This window comes from Streptomyces sp. NPDC052225, assembly GCF_040679615.1.
Classification (GTDB): Bacteria; Actinomycetota; Actinomycetes; order Streptomycetales; family Streptomycetaceae; genus Streptomyces.
The window spans coordinates 46,367-63,954 of sequence record NZ_JBFAVD010000010.1; the positions used below are offsets into that span (position 1 = coordinate 46,367).

At 73.8% G+C, this 17,588-nt stretch carries 19 protein-coding genes and 1 tRNA gene; 11 read left to right on the plus strand and 9 right to left on the minus strand.

Annotation, left to right across the window (positions count from 1 at the left end; translation table 11 throughout):
- Positions 1–79: 79 nt before the first annotated feature.
- A complete protein-coding gene (locus tag AB0L37_RS16960) occupies positions 80–718 on the minus strand; it encodes a TetR/AcrR family transcriptional regulator (RefSeq protein WP_365505202.1) in 639 nt (212 codons plus the stop codon).
- 159 nt (positions 719–877) lie between these two features.
- Here AB0L37_RS16960 and AB0L37_RS16965 point away from each other — a divergent pair, with 159 nt between their 5' ends.
- Together AB0L37_RS16965 and AB0L37_RS16970 are read left to right on the plus strand one after the other, a co-directional pair.
- Complete coding sequence (locus AB0L37_RS16965; RefSeq protein ID WP_365505204.1) at positions 878–2,107, plus strand: FAD-dependent monooxygenase; 1,230 nt, start codon at positions 878–880, stop codon at positions 2,105–2,107.
- Positions 2,108–2,165: 58 nt separating this feature from the next.
- Positions 2,166–3,071: a Gfo/Idh/MocA family oxidoreductase gene (locus AB0L37_RS16970; RefSeq protein WP_365505206.1), complete on the plus strand. Its 906-nt coding sequence runs from the start codon at positions 2,166–2,168 to the stop codon at positions 3,069–3,071.
- On the opposite strand, the gene lnt is transcribed toward AB0L37_RS16970, so the two are convergent.
- Positions 3,072–4,640, minus strand: a complete 1,569-nt coding sequence (gene lnt, locus AB0L37_RS16975; RefSeq protein ID WP_365505208.1) for an apolipoprotein N-acyltransferase — start codon at positions 4,638–4,640, stop codon at positions 3,072–3,074.
- Between the two features lie 100 nt (positions 4,641–4,740).
- Positions 4,741–5,217, minus strand: coding sequence for a nuclear transport factor 2 family protein (locus AB0L37_RS16980; protein ID WP_365505210.1), 477 nt, complete (start codon positions 5,215–5,217; stop codon positions 4,741–4,743).
- Between the two features lie 285 nt (positions 5,218–5,502).
- On the opposite strand from AB0L37_RS16980, the gene AB0L37_RS16985 reads away from it, so the two are divergent.
- Together AB0L37_RS16985 and AB0L37_RS16990 are read left to right on the plus strand one after the other, a co-directional pair.
- Positions 5,503–6,168 (plus strand): hypothetical protein, encoded by a 666-nt coding sequence (locus AB0L37_RS16985; protein ID WP_365505212.1) that lies wholly within the window; start codon positions 5,503–5,505, stop codon positions 6,166–6,168.
- 19 nt (positions 6,169–6,187) lie between these two features.
- Positions 6,188–6,928 carry an SDR family oxidoreductase gene (locus AB0L37_RS16990; protein WP_365505214.1) on the plus strand — a complete coding sequence of 247 codons (741 nt, stop codon included), beginning with the start codon at positions 6,188–6,190 and terminating at the stop codon, positions 6,926–6,928.
- 19 nt (positions 6,929–6,947) lie between these two features.
- Here the strand turns inward: AB0L37_RS16990 and AB0L37_RS16995 are convergent, their stop codons facing one another.
- Both AB0L37_RS16995 and AB0L37_RS17000 read right to left on the minus strand, forming a co-directional pair.
- Complete coding sequence (locus AB0L37_RS16995) at positions 6,948–7,121, minus strand: hypothetical protein (RefSeq protein ID WP_365505216.1); 174 nt, start codon at positions 7,119–7,121, stop codon at positions 6,948–6,950.
- A gap of 90 nt (positions 7,122–7,211) precedes the next feature.
- On the minus strand, positions 7,212–8,066 hold the full coding sequence (locus tag AB0L37_RS17000; RefSeq protein ID WP_365505218.1) for a helix-turn-helix transcriptional regulator: 855 nt from the start codon (positions 8,064–8,066) through the stop codon (positions 7,212–7,214).
- 113 nt (positions 8,067–8,179) lie between these two features.
- Here AB0L37_RS17000 and AB0L37_RS17005 point away from each other — a divergent pair, with 113 nt between their 5' ends.
- Positions 8,180–8,887 carry an SDR family NAD(P)-dependent oxidoreductase gene (locus tag AB0L37_RS17005; protein ID WP_365505220.1) on the plus strand — a complete coding sequence of 236 codons (708 nt, stop codon included), beginning with the start codon at positions 8,180–8,182 and terminating at the stop codon, positions 8,885–8,887.
- Between the two features lie 93 nt (positions 8,888–8,980).
- Positions 8,981–9,505: a hypothetical protein gene (locus AB0L37_RS17010; protein WP_365505674.1), complete on the plus strand. Its 525-nt coding sequence runs from the start codon at positions 8,981–8,983 to the stop codon at positions 9,503–9,505.
- A gap of 94 nt (positions 9,506–9,599) precedes the next feature.
- Here the strand turns inward: AB0L37_RS17010 and AB0L37_RS17015 are convergent, their stop codons facing one another.
- Positions 9,600–9,791: a CsbD family protein gene (locus AB0L37_RS17015; RefSeq protein WP_365505222.1), complete on the minus strand. Its 192-nt coding sequence runs from the start codon at positions 9,789–9,791 to the stop codon at positions 9,600–9,602.
- A gap of 206 nt (positions 9,792–9,997) precedes the next feature.
- On the opposite strand from AB0L37_RS17015, the gene AB0L37_RS17020 reads away from it, so the two are divergent.
- Positions 9,998–10,072, plus strand: a tRNA-Trp gene (locus AB0L37_RS17020).
- A 30-nt stretch (positions 10,073–10,102) separates the two neighbouring features.
- Here AB0L37_RS17020 and AB0L37_RS17025 read toward each other — a convergent pair.
- Both AB0L37_RS17025 and AB0L37_RS17030 read right to left on the minus strand, forming a co-directional pair.
- Positions 10,103–10,978 carry an undecaprenyl-diphosphate phosphatase gene (locus AB0L37_RS17025; RefSeq protein WP_365505224.1) on the minus strand — a complete coding sequence of 292 codons (876 nt, stop codon included), beginning with the start codon at positions 10,976–10,978 and terminating at the stop codon, positions 10,103–10,105.
- A 153-nt stretch (positions 10,979–11,131) separates the two neighbouring features.
- Positions 11,132–12,133: a helix-turn-helix domain-containing protein gene (locus tag AB0L37_RS17030; protein ID WP_365505226.1), complete on the minus strand. Its 1,002-nt coding sequence runs from the start codon at positions 12,131–12,133 to the stop codon at positions 11,132–11,134.
- Positions 12,134–12,223: 90 nt separating this feature from the next.
- Here AB0L37_RS17030 and AB0L37_RS17035 point away from each other — a divergent pair, with 90 nt between their 5' ends.
- The 4 genes from AB0L37_RS17035 (at position 12,224) to AB0L37_RS17050 (ending at position 16,634) form a co-directional block, all read left to right on the plus strand.
- Positions 12,224–13,411 carry an MFS transporter gene (locus AB0L37_RS17035; protein WP_365505633.1) on the plus strand — a complete coding sequence of 396 codons (1,188 nt, stop codon included), beginning with the start codon at positions 12,224–12,226 and terminating at the stop codon, positions 13,409–13,411.
- A 430-nt stretch (positions 13,412–13,841) separates the two neighbouring features.
- The gene (locus AB0L37_RS17040) at positions 13,842–14,999 is read left to right on the plus strand and encodes a Gfo/Idh/MocA family oxidoreductase (RefSeq protein ID WP_365505228.1); all 1,158 of its coding nucleotides are present in this window, start codon (positions 13,842–13,844) and stop codon (positions 14,997–14,999) included.
- Complete coding sequence (locus tag AB0L37_RS17045; protein ID WP_365505230.1) at positions 14,992–15,924, plus strand: PmoA family protein; 933 nt, start codon at positions 14,992–14,994, stop codon at positions 15,922–15,924. The genes AB0L37_RS17040 and AB0L37_RS17045 overlap by 8 nt, the downstream gene beginning before the upstream one ends.
- The gene (locus tag AB0L37_RS17050) at positions 15,918–16,634 is read left to right on the plus strand and encodes a cupin (protein ID WP_365505232.1); all 717 of its coding nucleotides are present in this window, start codon (positions 15,918–15,920) and stop codon (positions 16,632–16,634) included. Before AB0L37_RS17045 ends, AB0L37_RS17050 begins: the two co-directional genes overlap by 7 nt.
- 54 nt (positions 16,635–16,688) lie before the next feature.
- Here the strand turns inward: AB0L37_RS17050 and AB0L37_RS17055 are convergent, their stop codons facing one another.
- Positions 16,689–17,528, minus strand: coding sequence for an NmrA family NAD(P)-binding protein (locus tag AB0L37_RS17055; RefSeq protein ID WP_365505234.1), 840 nt, complete (start codon positions 17,526–17,528; stop codon positions 16,689–16,691).
- Positions 17,529–17,588: the final 60 nt, after the last annotated feature.

Below are 17,588 nucleotides of genomic sequence, written 5' to 3' on the forward strand. Positions count from 1 at the left end.
GCGGCCGCGGCGGGGAACCGTAGTGCGGGAGGTTGCCCCGCACGGGTGAGGGCGCGGTGCGGGACGGGTGCGCCGCGGGTCACTTCGCGGGCTCGTCGAGCATGCCGCGGAGTAGTTCCCCGTAGCCCTCCCGCAGCTCGGCGAGGCCCGGGACGGCCGCGTGGAACGAGCCTGCGACGCACGAGAACATGATCCCTTCCGTCCACGCGACCAAGGACAGCGTGTGCCGTTCGGGGTCGGGGGAGCCCGCCGCCCGCAGCAGGGCCGTCAGCGGCTGCCGGAACTGGCGGCCCGCGTCGTCGAAGAACGCGCGCAGCTCGGGACGCCGGGTCGCCTCAAGGGCCAACTCGTAGCGGCAGACGAGCAGTTGGGGAAGCGTCGTGAGGTAGCGGTGCAGGGCGAGCGCGAGCCCGTCGACCAGCGCCGCGAGGCCGCCGTCCGCGGTGGGCAGCTCGTCGACCGACAGCACCTGACCCTCGCGCACCGCGAGCCGCCGCACCGCCACTTCGAGGAGGGCGAGCCGGGTGCGCGCGTAGTTCGACGTGGAGCCCTGCGGCAGATGGGCGACCTCGTCGACCGCGCGGTGCGTCAGCCCGCGCATGCCGCGCTCCGCGAGCAGCACGAGCGCGGCGTCGGCGATGCGGTCGGCGCGGGAGGGCTGTCCGGCGGCGGGGTGGGGGCCGGGTGCGGATTCAGGTGCGGATTCGGGTGCGGGCATGGGGTCAATGTAGCGGGCGGACTACGGGTGTAGTGGAAGCCCTTGTCGGTGGAACTACAGCTGTAGTACGGTCACGGCGAGAGGTCACTACAGGTGTAGTGAGCACGGTGCGGTGAGCGGCTCACAGTGACCCAGGCGTGCCACATCTCGGGAGGCGTCATGCGTACGAACGAACCCAGGGCCGTCGTCGTCGGAGGCGGGATCGGCGGACTGACCGCGGCCCTCGCGCTGCATCTGCGCGGCTGGCAGGTCACCGTCCTGGAGCGGGCGCGCGAGCTGAAGCCGGTCGGCGCGGGCATCGCCCTGGCGCCCAACTCCCAGCGGGCGCTCGACATCGTCGGGCTCGGGGACGAGATCCGCGCCCTCGCCGCATGGGAGGGCGACGGCGGCCTGCTCACCCCGGCGGGCAGATGGGTCTCGCGCGCCGACCCGGGCCTCGCCACGGAGCGGTTCGGCGGCTCACTCGTCCTGCTGCACCGCGCGACACTGATCGACAAGCTGGCGGCCCGGCTGCCCGACGGCATCGTGCGCACCGCCTCCGACGCCCGCCTGGCCGACCCCGGCGACCCCGGCGACCTGTCAGGCCGGGCACGCCCCGCCCGGGTCAGCACCCCGGAGGGCGACCTGGAGGCCGAGCTCGTCGTCGGCGCCGACGGCATCCACTCGGCCGTGCGCGGCGCCCTGTTCCCGGAGCACCCCGGCACCGCCTACTCCGGGTTCACCACCTGGCGCGTCCTCGTCCCGGCGCTCGACCGCCCCTTCGTCCAGCACGAGACGTGGGGGCGCGGGCAGATCTGGGGCACGCACCCCTTCGCCGACGGCACCGTGTACGCGTACGCGGCGGCCATGACCCCCGAGGGCGGCAGCGCCCCCGGCGGCGACGAGAAGGCGGAACTGCTGCGCCGGTACGGGAGTTGGCACGACCCGATCCCCGCGATCCTCGACGCGGCCGAGCCCGGCCGGGTGCTGCGCCACGACGTCCACCACATCGCGCGGCCGCTGCCCGCCTTCCACCGCGGCCGCGTCGCCCTCCTCGGCGACGCCGCGCACGCCATGGCGCCGACGCTCGGCCAGGGCGGCAATCAGGCCATCGAGGACGCGGTGGTCCTCGCCCACCACGCCGCGCCCGACGCCCCGCTCGACCTCGCCGGCTATACCCGCGCGCGTCAGCCCCGTACGACGATGATCGCCCGCAAGGCACTGTCCCTCAGCCGCCTCAACATGACGCGGAACCGGCCCGCCATCGCCGTGCGCAACGCCGCGATCCGCGCTGCCGGACTCCTCGGTCCCGCGCTGATGCTGCGCGGCATGGACGGCATCGCCGACTGGCGGCCGCCGCAGGACCGGCCGTACACCGCGGCCCAGGCTGCGCGCGGCGGGATGTCATAGCCCCGCCGTATGCTGCCCAGACGCAACGGGGGCACCGCGACATGAGGAGTACGGGAACGTGAAAGTCGGCTGCATCGGACTCGGGGACATCGCGCAGAAGGCGTACCTGCCCGTGCTCACCACGCAGGCGGACGTGGAGCTGCATGTGCAGACGCGCACGCCCGCGACCCTCACCCGCGTCGCCGACCAGCTGCACCTGCCGGCCGCGCAGCGCCACACCGACCTGGATGCGCTCCTTGCCCAGGGTCTGGACGCGGCCTTCGTGCACGCGCCGACCTCGGTGCACCCGGAGATCGTGACGCGGCTGATCGAAGCCGGCGTGGCCACGTACGTGGACAAGCCGCTCGCCTACGAACTGGCCGACTCCGAGCGGCTCGTGCGGCTCGCCGAGGAGCGCGGGGTGAGCCTGGCCGTCGGCTTCAACCGGCGCTTCGCGCCCGGGTACGCGCAGTGCGTCGAGCACCCGCGCGAGCTGATCCTGATGCAGAAGAACCGCGTCGGGCTCCCCGAGGAGCCGCGCTCGATGATCCTCGACGACTTCATCCACGTCGTCGACACCCTGCGCTTCCTGGTGCCCGGCACCGTCGACGACGTCACCGTGCGCGCCCGCGTCGAGGACGGACTGCTGCACCACGTGGTGCTCCAGCTCGCCGGGGACGGGTTCACCGCGCTCGGCGTCATGAACCGGCTCAGCGGCTCCACCGAGGAGATCCTGGAGGTGTCGGGGCAGGACTCCAAGCGGCAGGTCCTGAACCTCTCCGACGTCGTCGACCACAAGGGCCAGCCGACCGTCCGGCGCCGCGGCGACTGGGTCCCGGTCGCCCGGCAGCGCGGCATCGAGCAGGTCGTGCTCGCGTTCCTCGACGCCGTACGGGCGGGCAAGGTGCTCGGCGCCCGCGACGCGCTCGCCACGCACGAGCTGTGCGAGCAGGTCGTACGGGAAGTGCTGCGCGCCGCCGCCTGATCAGAGCCCCGCGTGGACGGGCGGCAGGTCCGACGCCGTCGCCCGGCGGCGCAGGCGGCGGGCCGCCTGCGCCGCGGCCAGGACCGCGAGCACCGTCACCGCTGCGTGCACCGGCCAGTCGCCGAACCGCGCGTACAGGGTGGTGCCGTGCGCCGTCGGCACCTCGTACACGCGGGCCGCGCTCGCCGACGTACCCAGCCAGGAACCGGCACGCGACCCGTCCGGGCCGTACACCGCGGACACCCCGGTCAGCGTCGCGTGCACCATCGGACGGCCGGTCTCCGCGGCCCGGACCGCGGCGAGCGAGGCGTGCTGCTCGGGCGCCCAACTGTGCTGGAACGTCGACGTCGACGACTGGGCGAGCAGCACGCGGGCCCCGTCCTTCGTCAGCTTCCGCGTCATGTCGGGGAACGCCGACTCGAAGCACACCAGCGGGCCGACCCGCAGGTCCTGGCCGTCGTGCCGGGCGTCCATGACGATCTGCCGGGTGCCGCGCATCCGGTCCTCGCCCGCCGCCTTGCCGACGGAGGTCGCCCAGCCGAGCAGGGAACGCGCGGGGACGTACTCGCCGAACGGGACGAGGCGCATCTTGTCGTAGTGCTCGCCGGTCGGTCCCTGGGGGCCGATGAGGACCGAGCTCTTGTAGATGCCCTGCGCGCCGCCGTCCGACGCGGGGCGCCGGGCGTCCACGTTGACCAGGATGTCCGCGCCGACCGCGCGGGAGAGCGCCGCGATCCTGCGGGCCAGGTCGGGGCGCTCGTCCAGATCGGAGCCGACACTGCTCTCGCCCCAGACGACCAGGTCGACGTCGCGCCCGGCCAGTCGGCGCGTCAGGGTCTCCTCGCGCGCGAAGCGCCGGTCCGGGCTGCCGGGGCCGTCGACGACGCCCGGCTGGACCACGGCGATCGCCACCTGCCCGTCGACCTGCGGCCGCGGCGCCCAGGCCCACGCGACACCGGTCGCCGCGAGCGTCGCGACGAGTCCGGCCACGGCGGGCGTACGGGCGTCGCGCGCGACCACGAACACCGTGACGGCGGTGTTCACGGCCACCACCAGCAGGCTCACCAGCCAGACACCGCCCACCGAGGCGAGCCGCAGTGCCGGCGTCACCTGCCACTGGCTGGAGCCGAGCATCCCCCACGGGCCGCCCAACCCCTGCCAGGACCTGACCAGTTCGACCATCAGCCAGGCGGACGGCACCGCGACCAGCGCGGCCGCCGCCTGACCCGCCGTCGGCACACCGTGCAGCAGCCGGCGCAGCAGCCATCCCCACGGCGCCCACAGCGCGCCGAGCAGCGCCGCGATGACCACCGTGAACACATGCAGGCTCGGCAGCAGCCAGTGGTGCACGGCGAGCATGAAGCCGAGCCCGCCGAGCCAGCCGTCGAGCGCCGCGCGGCGCGGCGTCCCCGCGGACCGCGCGAGCAGCATCCAGGGCACCAGCGCGACGTACGCGAACCACCACAGCGACGGCGCCGGGAACGCGAGCGCGGGCAGCGCGCCCGCCCCGACCGCTGCCGCTCCGCGCCACCAAGGCGACGCGTCCAGCCGCTGCCGTGCTCGCTCCATGGGCCGCGCCTCCCGAGTCGTACGACACTCACGTGCCCCTTCAGTGTGCGCGCCGTCAGCGATCAACGACAGTGGGCACCACGCGAGGTGAGGGGGCGGTTCACGCGTCCGCGGCGGCCCGCTGCGGCATCCGGCGCCACTTCTCGCGGACGGTCACCCCGCGCAGCCGCCAGCCCCCGTGCGTCCGGACGAACAGGAACGCGTACCTGCCGCCGCACACGAAGTCGGGCGCGGCCGAGGAGGCGTCCCCCGTGAACCGCATCGGATTGATGTAGTCGGCCCGCACGCGCGCGGTGTCGCCGATCTCCCGGTCCACGCTGTCGAAGCACACCCGGCGGTTCACGATCAGGTGCTGCCGCATCGGGAACAGCTCCATCGTCGACGCCAGCCACCGGGCGATCTCCTCGGCGCTGCCCTCCACCCCGCCCGCCGAGCGGTAGTCGGCGCGGCCGTCCGGGGCGAACAGGGTGCGATAGGCCGCCCAGTCGCCGTCGTCCACGGCCGCGGCGTAGTCGGTCACCAGATCGTCGACGGCGAGCCGGTCGAGGACGGTCGCGAGTTCCACACGCTGCGTCATCGGATCAGTCTCGGGGCCCGGCCGTCCACAGCCAAGACTCGTGCGCGACCCGGCTGCGCGCCGGTACCATCCGGCTGTTCGCGTACGGGTCAACTCGTCCTGATGGTGAGGTAGTTGGTGAAGAACGAGGATCGCAAGGCCGCGTACCTGAAGCAGACGGGACGGAAAGGATTGACGGGGCGTCAGAAGCGCCGGATCGCCCGCAAGGCACGCCAGGGCAAGGGCTGAGCGGGACCCGCGGAAAATCCCCGGGGCGGCCGGCGGGACCGCTGCTACGGTCGCCCCATGTCAGCAGAATCGAACACCTCCGAGGTCGCAGACCCGGGCCCCGTCACCGCCGACGACGTCGCGCACGCCGTCGAGCTCACCGTGACCGCGCTGCGACCGGCGCTCGACGCGGACTGGGACGTACCGGCGGGCCCGCTGGAATGGACCTGTTGGGAGACGGGAGAACACCTCGCCGACGACCTCTTCTCGTACGCGGGCCGGATCGGCTCGCTGCACCCCTCGACGCAGTCCCACGAACCGTACGGCTGGGCCAAGCGGCGCCCCGAAGGGCCCGCGAACACCATCACGGCCGACCGCGAGTTCGGCCCCGCAGGACTCCTCGAAGTGCTCGAGGCGTGCGGCGGGCTGCTCGTCGCCGTCGTCCGCTCGACGCCGTCGACGGCCCGCGGCTACCACGTCTTCGGGGTCAGCGACCCCGAGGGGTTCGCCGCGATGGGCGTCGTCGAAACCCTCCTGCACGCCCACGACATGGCGCAGGGCCTCGGTGTCGAGTTCGAGGCTCCGGCCGGCCTGTGCGCCCGCGCGCTGCACCGCCTCTTCCCCGACGCCCCGGCCGGATCCGAACCGTGGCCGACCCTGCTGTGGGCAACGGGGCGGGGTGAACTCCCGGGCCGTGAAAGGGTCGGCAAGTGGCGCTGGTACGGTGCGCCCCGCGCGACCTGATCACCGTCCAGGAGGACTCTTGACCCGCCCCATCACCCTCGTCACCGGCGGCAGCCGAGGCATCGGCGCCGCGACGGCGCTGCGTCTGGCGCGCCACGGTCACGACATCGTCCTGTCCTACGTCCATGACGAGGACGCGGCCGCGCGGACGGCCCGGGCGGTGAGCGCCGCGGGCGCCCGCTGCGCCGTCGTCCGCGCCGACACGTCCCAAGAGGCCGACGTGGAGCGGCTGTTCGACGAGGCGGTCGGGCGGCTCGGGCCGGTCACCGGCCTGGTGAACAACGCCGGGGTCACCGCTCCGATCGGCCCGCTCGCCGAGGCGCGCACCGAGGACCTGCGACGCGTCGTCGACGTCAACGTCTATGGCGTACTGCTCTGTTGCCGCCGCGCCGCCCGCGACATGGGCGCCGCCGGCGCGGGCGCCATCGTGAACGTCTCCTCGGCGGCCGCCACCCTCGGCAGCCCCGGCGACTACGTCCACTACGCCGCGTCCAAGGCCGCCGTCGACACACTCACCATCGGCCTCGCCAAGGAGCTCGGGCCGGTGGGCGTACGGGTCAACGCGGTCGCCCCGGGCATCATCGACACCGAGATCCACGCCGCGAGCGGCGCCCCGGACCGGGCCGCGCAGTCGGCCCCCGGCATTCCGCTGCGCCGCCCCGGCACGGCGGACGAGGTCGCGGGGGCGATCGCCTGGCTGCTGTCGCCGGACGCGGCGTACACGACGGGGACGGTGCTGCGGGTGGCGGGCGGACGCTGAGCGGGCGGGCCCGCCGGGGTCAGGCGGCTTTGACGATCTCGGCGCGCACGGCCGCCGCCCACTCCGTCACCAGGCGGTCGTACTCGGCGCGCTGCTCGCTCGTCAGGCGGCCGCCCGCGCGCAGCCAGAGGCCGCGGATCTGCTCGTTCACTTCCTCGGCAGACCGCACGGAACCAGGCGTGAGGGGCGGCATGCGGCAAGGCTACGGGCGGCGCGGCCGGATGGGAACCCTGAGCGAGCGGACGACCGCGTCAAGTGATCGTCCGCGTAAGGGAGTTGGGGCTCAGGGGGCCGAGGTGAGCGCCGGGACCGCCGAGCGGGCCAGCAGGTCGAGGCGGTCCGCGTCGGGCGTGCCCGGCTCGGCCGTGTAGACCATGACGCGCAGATCGGCGCCGGCGACGCCGAGGATGTCGCAGTCGAGGGTGAGCGGTCCCGCCTGCGGGTGGTCGATCGTCTTGCGGGCAGCCCGGTGCCGGCCGACCGCCCCCGAGTCCCACAGGCCGGCGAACCGGGCGCTGTCCGCGCACAGTTCGGCGATGAGGGCGTGCAGCCGCGGGTCGTCCGGGTAGCGGGCCGCCGTCGTGCGCAGGTCGGAGACGAGCGCCGTCTCCATCGCGCGGCGCTCCCGCGGGCTCTGCCGCACCCGGCTCCCGGGGCCGACGAACGTCCACCACACGCCGTTGCGGCCGTGGCCCGGCCACTGCGGGCGCTCGCCCATCAGCGCCGTGTACAGCGGGTTCGCGAGCAGCAGGGTCCAGGCCGCGTCGAACACGGCGACCGGGGTGCCGGCCAGACGGTCCAGGAGGCGGTGCACGCTCGGGGGGATCACGGTGGGCACCGTGTCCGGGCCCGGCGGCACCAGGCCCGCGAGGCGGAAGAGGTGCTCGCGCTCGGCGGCGGACAGGCGCAGGGCGCGGGCGAGCGCCTCCACGACCTGGTGCGAGGGGTGGTCGGCGCGGCCCTGTTCGAGGCGGGTCACATAGTCCGCGGAGATGCCCGCGAGCAGCGCCAGCTCCTCACGGCGCAGGCCGGCGGCGCGCCGCTGCCCGGCCGGGGTCAGCCCGGCCGACTCCGGTGAGAGGCGGTCCCGCCATCGCCGTACCGCCGCACCGAAGGAACCGGACTCCACACTCGCCATGCCGTCCACTGTGCACCGGCCGCCGCGGATCTTCCACGGATCTTCCTGGTACCGGCAGTCCCAGGAAGACGGGACGCCTGGCTGCGACCGGCCTCGCGGCCGACGCTGGATCCATGACCACGACACTTGTCACCGGGGCCAACAAGGGCCTCGGCCGCGAAACCGCCCGCCGGCTCATCGACGCCGGACACACCGTCTACGTCGGGGCCCGCGACCCCGGGCGCGGGCGCGCCGCCGCCGCGGAACTCGGCGCCCGGCACGTCGTCATCGACGTCACGGACGACGCGTCGGTCGCCGCCGCGGCCCGGCGGATCGAGGCCGACGGCGGCCTCGACGTACTGATCAACAACGCGGGCATCGAGGGCCGCACCGCCGACAACGGGATCGTCGCCGCCGCCGACGAGACCGTCGACACGCTGCGCCCGCTCTTCGAGACGAACGTCTTCGGCACGCTCCGCGTCACCCACGCCTTCCTGCCCCTGCTGCGCCGCTCCGCCGCGCCCGTGATCGTGAACGTCAGCAGCGGCCTCGCGTCGCTGACCGGCATGTCCGACCCGTCGAGCCCCGGGGCGTTCTACCCCGGCATCGCGTACCCGGCCTCCAAGACGGCGGTCAACATGCTCACCGTCCAGTACGCGAAGGCGTTCCCGGAGATCCGCATCAACTCCGTGGAACCCGGCTTCACCAAGACGGACCTCAACGGCAACCAGGGCACCCAGACGGTCACCGAGGGCTCCGAGATCATCGTCCGCATGGCACAGATCGGTCCGGAGGGGCCGACGGGGCGGTTCTTCGACGCGCAGGGGGCGGTGGCCTGGTGAATCTCAGGTTCCCCTCAGGGTTTGCCCGGACCGCTTGTCCGCCGCCTCCCGGCAGCACATGATCAGGGCTCGCGACGACGACGGGGGACCCTGATGCGCACCACGAAGGCCATGAGGGCCATGAGGCCGATGAAGGCGATCCTGTGGGCGGCGGCCCTGGTGCCGCTCGCCGCGGCGTGCTCGGCCGAGCCGGCGCTGACCCGCGCCGCCCCCGAACGCCCGGCGGCCGCCGCTCCCGCGAGAGAAACGGCGCCGGCTCCGACGAGGGAAGCGGCGCCGGTCGACCCCGTGCTCCCGCTGGACCCGTCCGAGACCCTCGCCGGCCGGCAGCGCGAGACGAGCGGCGAGCGCGTCGTACCGTTCCGTGCCGGGGCGGAGGGGCAGGACCTGATCGTCGCCGTACGGTGCCGGGGCACGGGGGAGATCACGGTGTCGCTGCGCCCCCTCCACGCCCGGCTGAAGCAGAAGTGCGGGGCCGGCGACGACGCCACCACGTACAACCGTCTCGGCGTCACGGGCGCCGAGAAGGCCGGCAACGCCGTGGTGCGGGCGCCCTCGGGGGCGCGCTGGTCGCTGACGCTCGGCCGTGGGGAGTCGCCTGCGGAGGACAGGCTCTAGGCGTGGGTTGAAAGTCCGTTCTGTCCATCTCGCGCCGTGATCATGCGTGTGCCCTCCCCCTGCCGGCAGGGGGAGGGCACACGTGCGCGACCGCCTACTGGTCGTCGTTGCGCAGGGAGTCGCGAACGCCTTCGGCCTTGTCGCGGACGTTCTCCACGGCCTCCTTGGCCTTGCCGCGCGCCTGGTCGGCCTGTCCTTCGGCCTTCAGCCTGTCGTTGCCGGTGACCTTGCCGGTCATCTCCTTGGCTTTGCCCTTGGCCTTGTCCATGGCGCTGTTGTCGCCCATGACTGCTCCTAGTGTGGTGGGGCTGGGGGAGTGCTGCCACGCTATGAGGGGTCGGCGGGTGTCGCATCCGGAGCGGTTGCTGAGAGTGCCGGAAGGCGAGGAAGAGCGTGGCACCGTGGCCAAGAAGACGACCCCGAAGGGGGCGAAGATGTCGGCCACCGGCAGGGCGGAGCCCGGTGGCGGGTGGCTAGGATCTCGCGACTAGGCGGGGCGTAGCGCAGAGGTCGACGCGCGCGGTCTCCAAAATCGCGAGGACGCCGGTTCGAATCCGGCCGCTCCGCCCCTCAAGCGGCGTGGGCACCGGCGGGCCGCTACCCCGCCGACTCCGCGGCGTGCGGGCTCAGTACGCCCATGCTCACCAGGACGAACAGCGCGATGCCGAGGGCGATGCGGTAGTAGACGAAGGGCATGAAGCTGCGGGTCGAGATGAACTTCATGAGCCAGGCGATGACCGCGTAGCCGACGCCGAACGCGATGATCGTCGCGAAGACCGTGGGGCCCCAGGACACGTGACCGCTCTCGCTCGCGTCCTTCAGCTCGAAGACGCCGGAGGCGAGCACCGCCGGGATCGCCAGGAGGAACGAGTAGCGGGCCGCCGACTCGCGGGTGTAGCCGAGGAAGAGGCCGCCGCTGATCGTCGCGCCGGAGCGGGAGACGCCGGGGATGAGGGCCAGCGCCTGGCAGAGGCCGTAGATCAGGCCGTCCTTGACCGAGAGGTCCTTGAGTTCCTTGCGGGAGCGGACCGCCCGGTGCTTGCCGCCCAGTTCGTCGCGGGCCGCGAGACGGTCGGCGATGCCGAGGACGACACCCATCACGATCAGCGTCGTCGCCGTGAGCCGCAGGTCACGGAACGGGCCCTCGATCTGGTCCTTGAACGTGACGCCGAGGACACCGATCGGGATCGAGCCGACGATCACCAGCCAGCCCATCTGCGCGTCGTGATCGCCGCGCAGCGTCTTGTCCGTGAGCGAGCGGAACCACGCCGAGATGATCCGCGCGATGTCCTTGCGGAAGTAGATGACCACCGCCGTCTCCGTGCCGAGCTGGGTGATCGCGGTGAAGGCGGCCCCCGGGTCGCTCCACGAGGCGAACGCCGCGGTCAGCCGCAGGTGGGCGCTCGACGAGATCGGCAGGAACTCCGTCAGCCCCTGGACGAGTCCGAGGATGAATGATTCGAACCAAGACATGGAGGAGTACGCGATCCAAGGTGCTGGGGGGAACCGGCCGCGGACGCGGGCCAGACAGGGCTGTGCGCGCCGTCACCCGAACGGGCCACGGGCGCACGCGGGGCAGCGTAGCGCCCGAAAGTGACGAGCTCGCCACGGGGGACCGGATCGGGGTCACGGACGAGCGGCGTCGTCCTGCGCGGCCAGCAGGGTCTCGCCGGCCGGCGTGCGGTAGTAGAGCACCGAGCGGCCGGCCCGCCGCCGTCCTACGAGCCGCGCGTCGAGCAGCACCTTCAGGTGCCGGCCCACCGACCCGAGGCCCTGGCCGGTCAGCGCGACCAGCTGCGTCGTGGTCAGCGGATGGTCGAGGAGCGTGAGGACGTGCGCGCGGGCGGCCCCGATCAGCACGGCGAGCCCGGCCGGCGGCGGCGCGCTGTCGGCGTCGGCGAGCGCCCCCGCGCACGGGTACACCACGGCGTACCGGTCCGGGCCGCCGCGCGGCGGCGCCGTCTCCCAGGACACCCAGCCCTGTTTCGGCGTGACCGGGACGAACAGCAGCCGGGCCCCCGAGATGTCGCGCGGCGGGTAGTCGTGCGCGTTGATCCGCAGCAGCCCGCCGCCCTCCCAGCCCATCGTCGGCCGCATCCCGCCGAACGCCGCCGCCCAGCCGCCCCGCGTCAACTCCCGGGTCCGCGCCAGCACATCGGCCTCCATCACCCGGCGCCGGCGCGGCCACTCGGGCCGTACGGTCTCCCACCACACCCACGCGAGCAGCGACGCGGCGCGCTCCGCCAGGTCGTCGGCTCCGGCGAGCGCCTCGGGCAGCGGCCCCGACGCGGAGAGCGCCAGATGCGCGCGGACCGTGGCGGGCGGTGTCGCCCGGATCCAGGCGAGCCCGTCCGCGAGATCGTCCTCCTGCGCGCCGTGCGGGGTGGGCGTGATGAAGTCGGCGTTCCACCGCGCCCCGAACATCGCGTCGACCAGCAGCGCGGTGACCGGATCCGCGGCGAGCCGGGCGCGGTAGGCGGGCAGACAGGTGTCCAGCCAGCGCCGTTCGCCGGGGTGGGCGGCGACGGGCGCGGCCAGCTTCTTCAGGCTCGCCGTCGTCTCGGCGAGCGACGAGACGACGAACCGGCTGTCGGCGAGTGTGTCGGCGTCGACCTGCCAGACCCCCATGCCCGCGCCCCCGTCCTGTCGTTTCGCCGGTGCGCGAAACATTAACGCCCGTCCCTCGCCGCCCCGCAGCCTCCCTCCATGCCTCCTGCGCTGCGCACCTATCGAGACCTGTTCGCCACCCCAGAGTTCACGCCGTTCTTCGTCGCCGGTGCCTTCCAGGTCGCGGCCCAGACGGTCGCGGGCCTCGCCCTCGGCTCCCTCGTCTACGCCTCGACCGGGTCGCCGCTGCTGTCCGCGCTCGCCATGTTCGGGCCGTCCCTCGCTCAGGTCGTGGGCGCGCTCACCCTGCTGTCGGCGGCGGACCGCCTGCCGCCCCGCGCGGCCCTCTCCGGACTGGCCGCCTTCCTCGCCGTCGCCACCGCCGTCCAGGCCACGCCGGGCCTGCCCACGGCGGCGGCACTCGCCGTCGTCCTGGCGCAGGGCGTGCCCGCGGCGCTCGGTGGCGGCGTCCGCTACGGCCTGCTCACCGACATCCTCGCCAAGGACGGCTACCTGCTCGGCCGCTCCGTGGTGAACATGAGCGCCGGCGCCTGCCAGATCCTCGGCTTCGCACTCGGTGGCGTCCTGGTCGCGGTCACGTCCCCGCGCGGCACACTGCTGCTCGCCGCCGCCCTCTACGCCCTGTCGGCGACCGTCGCCCGCCTCGGACTGACCCGGCGCCCGGCGCGCGCCGCGGGCCGGCCCTCGCTCGCGGCGACGATGCGCGACAACGCCCGCCTGTGGGCCTCGCCCCCGCGCCGCACCGTCTACCTCGCCCTGTGGGTCCCCAACGGCCTGATCGTCGGCTGCGAAGCCCTCTTCGTCCCGTACGACCCCGCGCACGCGGGCCTGCTCTACGCGTGCGCGGCGTGCGGCATGCTCGCCGGGGACACGCTCGTCGGACGGTTCGTACCGCCCCGCCTCCGGGCCCGTCTCGGCGCCCCGCTGCGTCTCCTCCTCGCCGTCCCGTACCTCCTGTTCGCCACCGGCCCCGCGCTCCCGCTCGCACTGATCGCGGCCGCCGTCGCCTCGACCGGCTTCGCGGCGAGCCTGCTCCTCCAGGAGCAGCTGCTCGCCCTCACCCCGGACGAACTCAGCGGTCACGCCCTCGGGTTGCACACCGCGGGCATGCTCACGATGCAGGGCGTCGGCGCGCTCCTCGCGGGCGCCCTGGCCGAGACCACGTCACCCCGGACGGCCATCGCGCTGATGGCGGCCGTGTCGGTGGGGGTGACGGTGGCGCTGGCGCCGGGGCTGCGCCGGGCCGAGCACGCCACCGGCGAACTGGCGCCGCGCTGAGGTCCGCTCCCGCGCCCCGCCCCCGCGCTGAGGGACCGGTGGCGCGGCCCGGCCGACCGGGACTGCCGACACCGCGCCCTTCGTCGAAGAAGGCGCCCCGCGGAGTCGCGCTGCCGGACCGTATCCCCTCCCGCGCCCGCGTCGTCCCGAACGTCCGGTGGCGGCGCAACCCCCGCCTCTTGTGCGCGGGCGAGACCGAAGCCGGTGGCCGTCGGCGCGCCCTCGTGCGGTCCGCCCGGCCGTCGCCCGAGCCCGGCCGGCGCCTGCTCGGCTGCCCTGCCGACCGGAAATCGATCCCCGCCGCCCTGTTGACCCGCCCCTTCGCCCCGCTTAGCGTCGACGCGGGGAAAGCGCTTGCTATCCGCTTGCCGTCCCACGGAAGACCGAGCCACCGTTCCACCGAGACACCGATGGAGTGTTGATAGCGCCCATGCGCAGCGCACCCGCACCACACCGCTCCGGCCCCCGCACCCACCGCCTCAAGGCCGCCGTCATCGGCGCCGGCGGCATCGCGCGCGGCAGCCATCTGCCGGCCCTCCAGCAGCTCGCCGACGAGGGCGAGGTGGAGGTCGTCGCGGCCGTCGACATCGACGACGACGCCGTACGCCGGTTCTGCGCGGACGGCGGCATACCGCACCCGTACACCGACCTTCAGCGCATGCTCGACGAGCAGCAGCCCGATCTCGTCACCGTCTGCACCCCGCCGACCCTGCACCGCGAACAGACCGTCGCCGCGCTGCGGGCGGGCGCCTGGGTGTGGTGCGAGAAGCCGCCGACGCCCTCGCTGGAGGAGTTCGACGCCATCGAGGCCGAAGAGGGCGCCGACGGCGGGCCGTACGCCGCCATCGTGTTCCAGCACCGGTTCGGCTCGGGCGCGCGGCACGTGCGCGAGCTGCTCGCCAAGGGGGACGTGGGACGCCCGCTCGTCGCCCACTGCCAGACCACCTGGTACCGGGACACCGCCTACTACTCCGTTCCCTGGCGCGGGCGTTGGGCCACCGAGGGCGGCGGCCCGGCGATGGGGCACGGCATCCACCAGATGGATCTGATGCTCGACATCCTCGGCCCGTGGTCCGAGGTGCGGGCCATGGCGGGCCGGCTCGTGCACGACGTCGAGACCGAGGACGTCTCCACCGCCCTCGTGCGCTTCGAGAGCGGCGCGATGGCCACGATCGTCAACAGCGTCCTGAGCCCCGACGAGGTCAGCCGCATCCGTATCGACTGCGAGCACGCCACCATGGAGCTCACGCATCTGTACGGGTACGGCAACGGCGACTGGGTCGTCACCCCGGCCCGCGACGTCCCGGCCGAACTCGCCGCCTCCTGGCGGGACTTCGGCGCCGACGTGCCCAGCTCCCACCTCGCCCAGCTGCGCGAACTCGTCGCCTCGATGCGGGCCGGCGAGCGCCCGCGCAGCAGCGGGCCCGACGGCCGCACCAGCCTGGAGCTGATCTCCGCGCTCTACAAGTCGGCGTTCACCGACGCCACCGTCCGCGCCGGCGAGATCGGCCCCGGTGACCCGTACTACACCGCCCTGCACGGCGGCGCCCCCGGCTGGGCGCCCACCCAGGAGGCCTCCCGTGCCTGAAGCCCTGCGCGTCGTCCACGCCCACGGCGACCGGATCACCGTCACCGAACCCGCCACCGGCGTCGAGCTGTTCTCCTACGTGTACCGTCCCGAGGCCGCGTGGGAGGCGCCCAAGCCCTACCTGCACCCCATCAGGACGCTGAGCGGCGCTCCCGTCACCGACTACCGGCCCAACGACCACCGCTGGCACAAGGGCCTGCAGATGACCGCCTCGCACCTGTCGGGGCAGAACCTGTGGGGCGGCAACTGCTATGTGCGCGGCGAGGGTTACCGGGCCCTGCCCGAGCGCGTCGGCTCCATGGCGCACGTCGCCTTCGACGAGGTCACCGCCCGCGAGGACGGTACCGTCACCCTCGCCGAGCGCCTGACCTGGCACCCGTACGACGGTGAACTGTGGGCCGACGAGCAGCGCCGTGTCGAGGTGCGGGACGTCGACACGGCGGCCGGTTCCTGGGCGCTGACCTGGTCCAGCGCGATCACCAACCGCCGCGCCGAGCCGCTGCGCTTCGGCAGCCCGACCACGCACGGACGTGAACTCGCGGGCTACACCGGCCTGTTCTGGCGCGGCCCGCGCGCCTTCCGCGACGGCCGGGTGCTGACCGCTGACGCGGAAGGCCCGCAGATCATGGGGACTCAGGCGCCCTGGCTCGCGTACAGCGGCGAGCACGACGGAGTCGACGGGCATGCCACGCTCGTCTTCGAACACGCCGAGGAGAACGACCACTTGGGGGAGCGGGGCGGCCATCCGGCGCACTGGTTCGTGCGCAACGAACCCTTCGCCGCCGTCGCGCCCTCCTTCGCGTACTTCGACGAACTCGTCCTGGAACCCGGCGAGACCCTCAGCCGCCGCTACCGCGTCGTCGTCGCGGACGGGCGGTGGGAGCGGGAGGAGATCGCCAAGTACCTCGCGGAGCACGCGTGGTGAGCCCGGAACTCTTCGCCGGTCTGCCCGGCGGCGTCGGTGTCTCGCACCTGTCCGTCTACGACTGGCCGGCGGCCGACGGGCTGTGCGGCGGCACCCCGCACCTGCATCTGACGTGCGGCGAGGGGTATGTCGTCACGGGGGGCCGGGGTGCCGTGCAGACGCTCACCGCCTCCGGGTTCGCGCAGACGCCGCTCGCCGCCGGGACGGTCGCCTGGTTCACGCCGGGCACGATCCACCGGCTCGTCAACGAGGACGGCGGCCTGCGCATCGTCGTCCTCATGCAGAACAGTGGCCTGCCGGAAGCGGGTGACGCCGTACTCACGCTGCCGCCGCGGTACCTGACCGACCCGGAGACGTACGCGGCCGCCACCGCCATCCCCGCCGACGCCTCGGAGGCGGAGCAGGAACGGGTGGCGCGGGCACGCCGTGACCTCGCGGTCGAGGGGTATCTGCGGCTGCGCGAGGAGCCGAAGGAGCTGCCCGCCTTCCACGAGGCGGCGGCAGCCCTCGTACGGCACCGGACCGAGGAGTGGCGTGCGCGATGGGAGCGGGGGGCCGCCGCGGCGTCCGCCGCGACGGGGCACCAGCTCGACCGGCTCGCGGCGGGCGACGCCGGATATCTCGCGGACGCGGCCGTACGGTCCGAAGTCCCGTCCGCGCGGGGCAGGTTCGGGATGTGCGGGCGCCTGGACGTGTATCAGAGCCACTGAGCTCCGCCGAGGCCCGTCCGGGGGATCCCCGGACGGGCCTTCTGCTGCCGTGCGTCAGCGGAAGTCCGCCAGGTGGTCGTCGGCCCACTGCGTGTACGGGCGTGCGGGGTGCCCGGTCAGCTGCTCGACGGTGTCGTTCACCGCTGCGGGCTTGCCGGCCGTGGCCGCCATCAGGTCCAGCAGCGCCCCTACGAAGTCGGCGTCCATGAACTGGCTGAGCTGCTCCCGCACGGCCTGGTCCGGCACCTCTTCGAAGCGCAGGTCCCGGCCCAGGGCGCGGCCGAGGACCTCCACTTGCTCGGTCTGGGTGAGCGACTGCGGGCCCGTCAACTCGTAGGCGCGACCCGTGTGTTCGGGGGAGCCGAGCACCGCGGCGGCCGCCTCCGCCACGTCACGCTCGTGCACCGCCGAGGCGGCCGCCGCCGCGTACGGGCCGCGGACCACGTCGCCGCCCTTCAACTGCATCGCCCAGGAGAGCGAGTTGACCGCCGGGAAGAACAGTCGCAGGAACGTCCACGCGAGGCCCGTCGCCCGAATCTCCCGCTCCACCCGCGCGTGGTAGGAGGCGATCACATCGGGCTGCTCGTCCGCGCCGTCCACGACGGCCCCGGAGGACAGGAACACCACGTGCCGAACCCCTGCCCCGCGCGCCTGGTCAAGCAGCGGCCGTACGTCCATCCCGTAGGGCAGGACCAGGAGCAGTTCGGTCACGTGGTGCAGCGCGGGCGCCAGCGTCGAGGGATCGGTGAGGTCCCCGCGTACCACTTCGACGCCGTCCGGCAGCCCGGCCCGCTCCGGAGTGCGGGACAGGGCCCGCACCTGTCGCCCGGCGTCCGCCAGCGTCTCCACTGTCTGCCGTCCGAACTGTGCGGTCGCGCCGATGACGAGGATCATGAAGATTCCCTCCAAGTGGTGTGCTCACCCGTGTGATGCTCACCGTAGGAGGGATGTGGG

Bases quoted from the DNA above. Each gene is read 5' to 3' on its own strand.
- lnt (WP_365505208.1), bottom strand. From the start codon at position 4,640: ATGGAGCGAGCACGGCAGCGGCTGGACGCGTCGCCTTGGTGGCGCGGA.
- AB0L37_RS16985 (WP_365505212.1), top strand. From the start codon at position 5,503: ATGTCAGCAGAATCGAACACCTCCGAGGTCGCAGACCCGGGCCCCGTC.
- AB0L37_RS16980 (WP_365505210.1), bottom strand. From the start codon at position 5,217: ATGACGCAGCGTGTGGAACTCGCGACCGTCCTCGACCGGCTCGCCGTC.
- AB0L37_RS17000 (WP_365505218.1), bottom strand. From the start codon at position 8,066: ATGGCGAGTGTGGAGTCCGGTTCCTTCGGTGCGGCGGTACGGCGATGG.
- AB0L37_RS17040 (WP_365505228.1), top strand. From the start codon at position 13,842: ATGCGCAGCGCACCCGCACCACACCGCTCCGGCCCCCGCACCCACCGC.
- AB0L37_RS16995 (WP_365505216.1), bottom strand. From the start codon at position 7,121: ATGCCGCCCCTCACGCCTGGTTCCGTGCGGTCTGCCGAGGAAGTGAAC.
- AB0L37_RS17030 (WP_365505226.1), bottom strand. From the start codon at position 12,133: ATGGGGGTCTGGCAGGTCGACGCCGACACACTCGCCGACAGCCGGTTC.
- AB0L37_RS17055 (WP_365505234.1), bottom strand. From the start codon at position 17,528: ATGATCCTCGTCATCGGCGCGACCGCACAGTTCGGACGGCAGACAGTG.
- AB0L37_RS17010 (WP_365505674.1), top strand. From the start codon at position 8,981: ATGCGCACCACGAAGGCCATGAGGGCCATGAGGCCGATGAAGGCGATC.
- AB0L37_RS16960 (WP_365505202.1), bottom strand. From the start codon at position 718: ATGCCCGCACCCGAATCCGCACCTGAATCCGCACCCGGCCCCCACCCC.
- AB0L37_RS17015 (WP_365505222.1), bottom strand. From the start codon at position 9,791: ATGGGCGACAACAGCGCCATGGACAAGGCCAAGGGCAAAGCCAAGGAG.
- AB0L37_RS16965 (WP_365505204.1), top strand. From the start codon at position 878: ATGCGTACGAACGAACCCAGGGCCGTCGTCGTCGGAGGCGGGATCGGC.
- AB0L37_RS17025 (WP_365505224.1), bottom strand. From the start codon at position 10,978: ATGTCTTGGTTCGAATCATTCATCCTCGGACTCGTCCAGGGGCTGACG.
- AB0L37_RS17005 (WP_365505220.1), top strand. From the start codon at position 8,180: ATGACCACGACACTTGTCACCGGGGCCAACAAGGGCCTCGGCCGCGAA.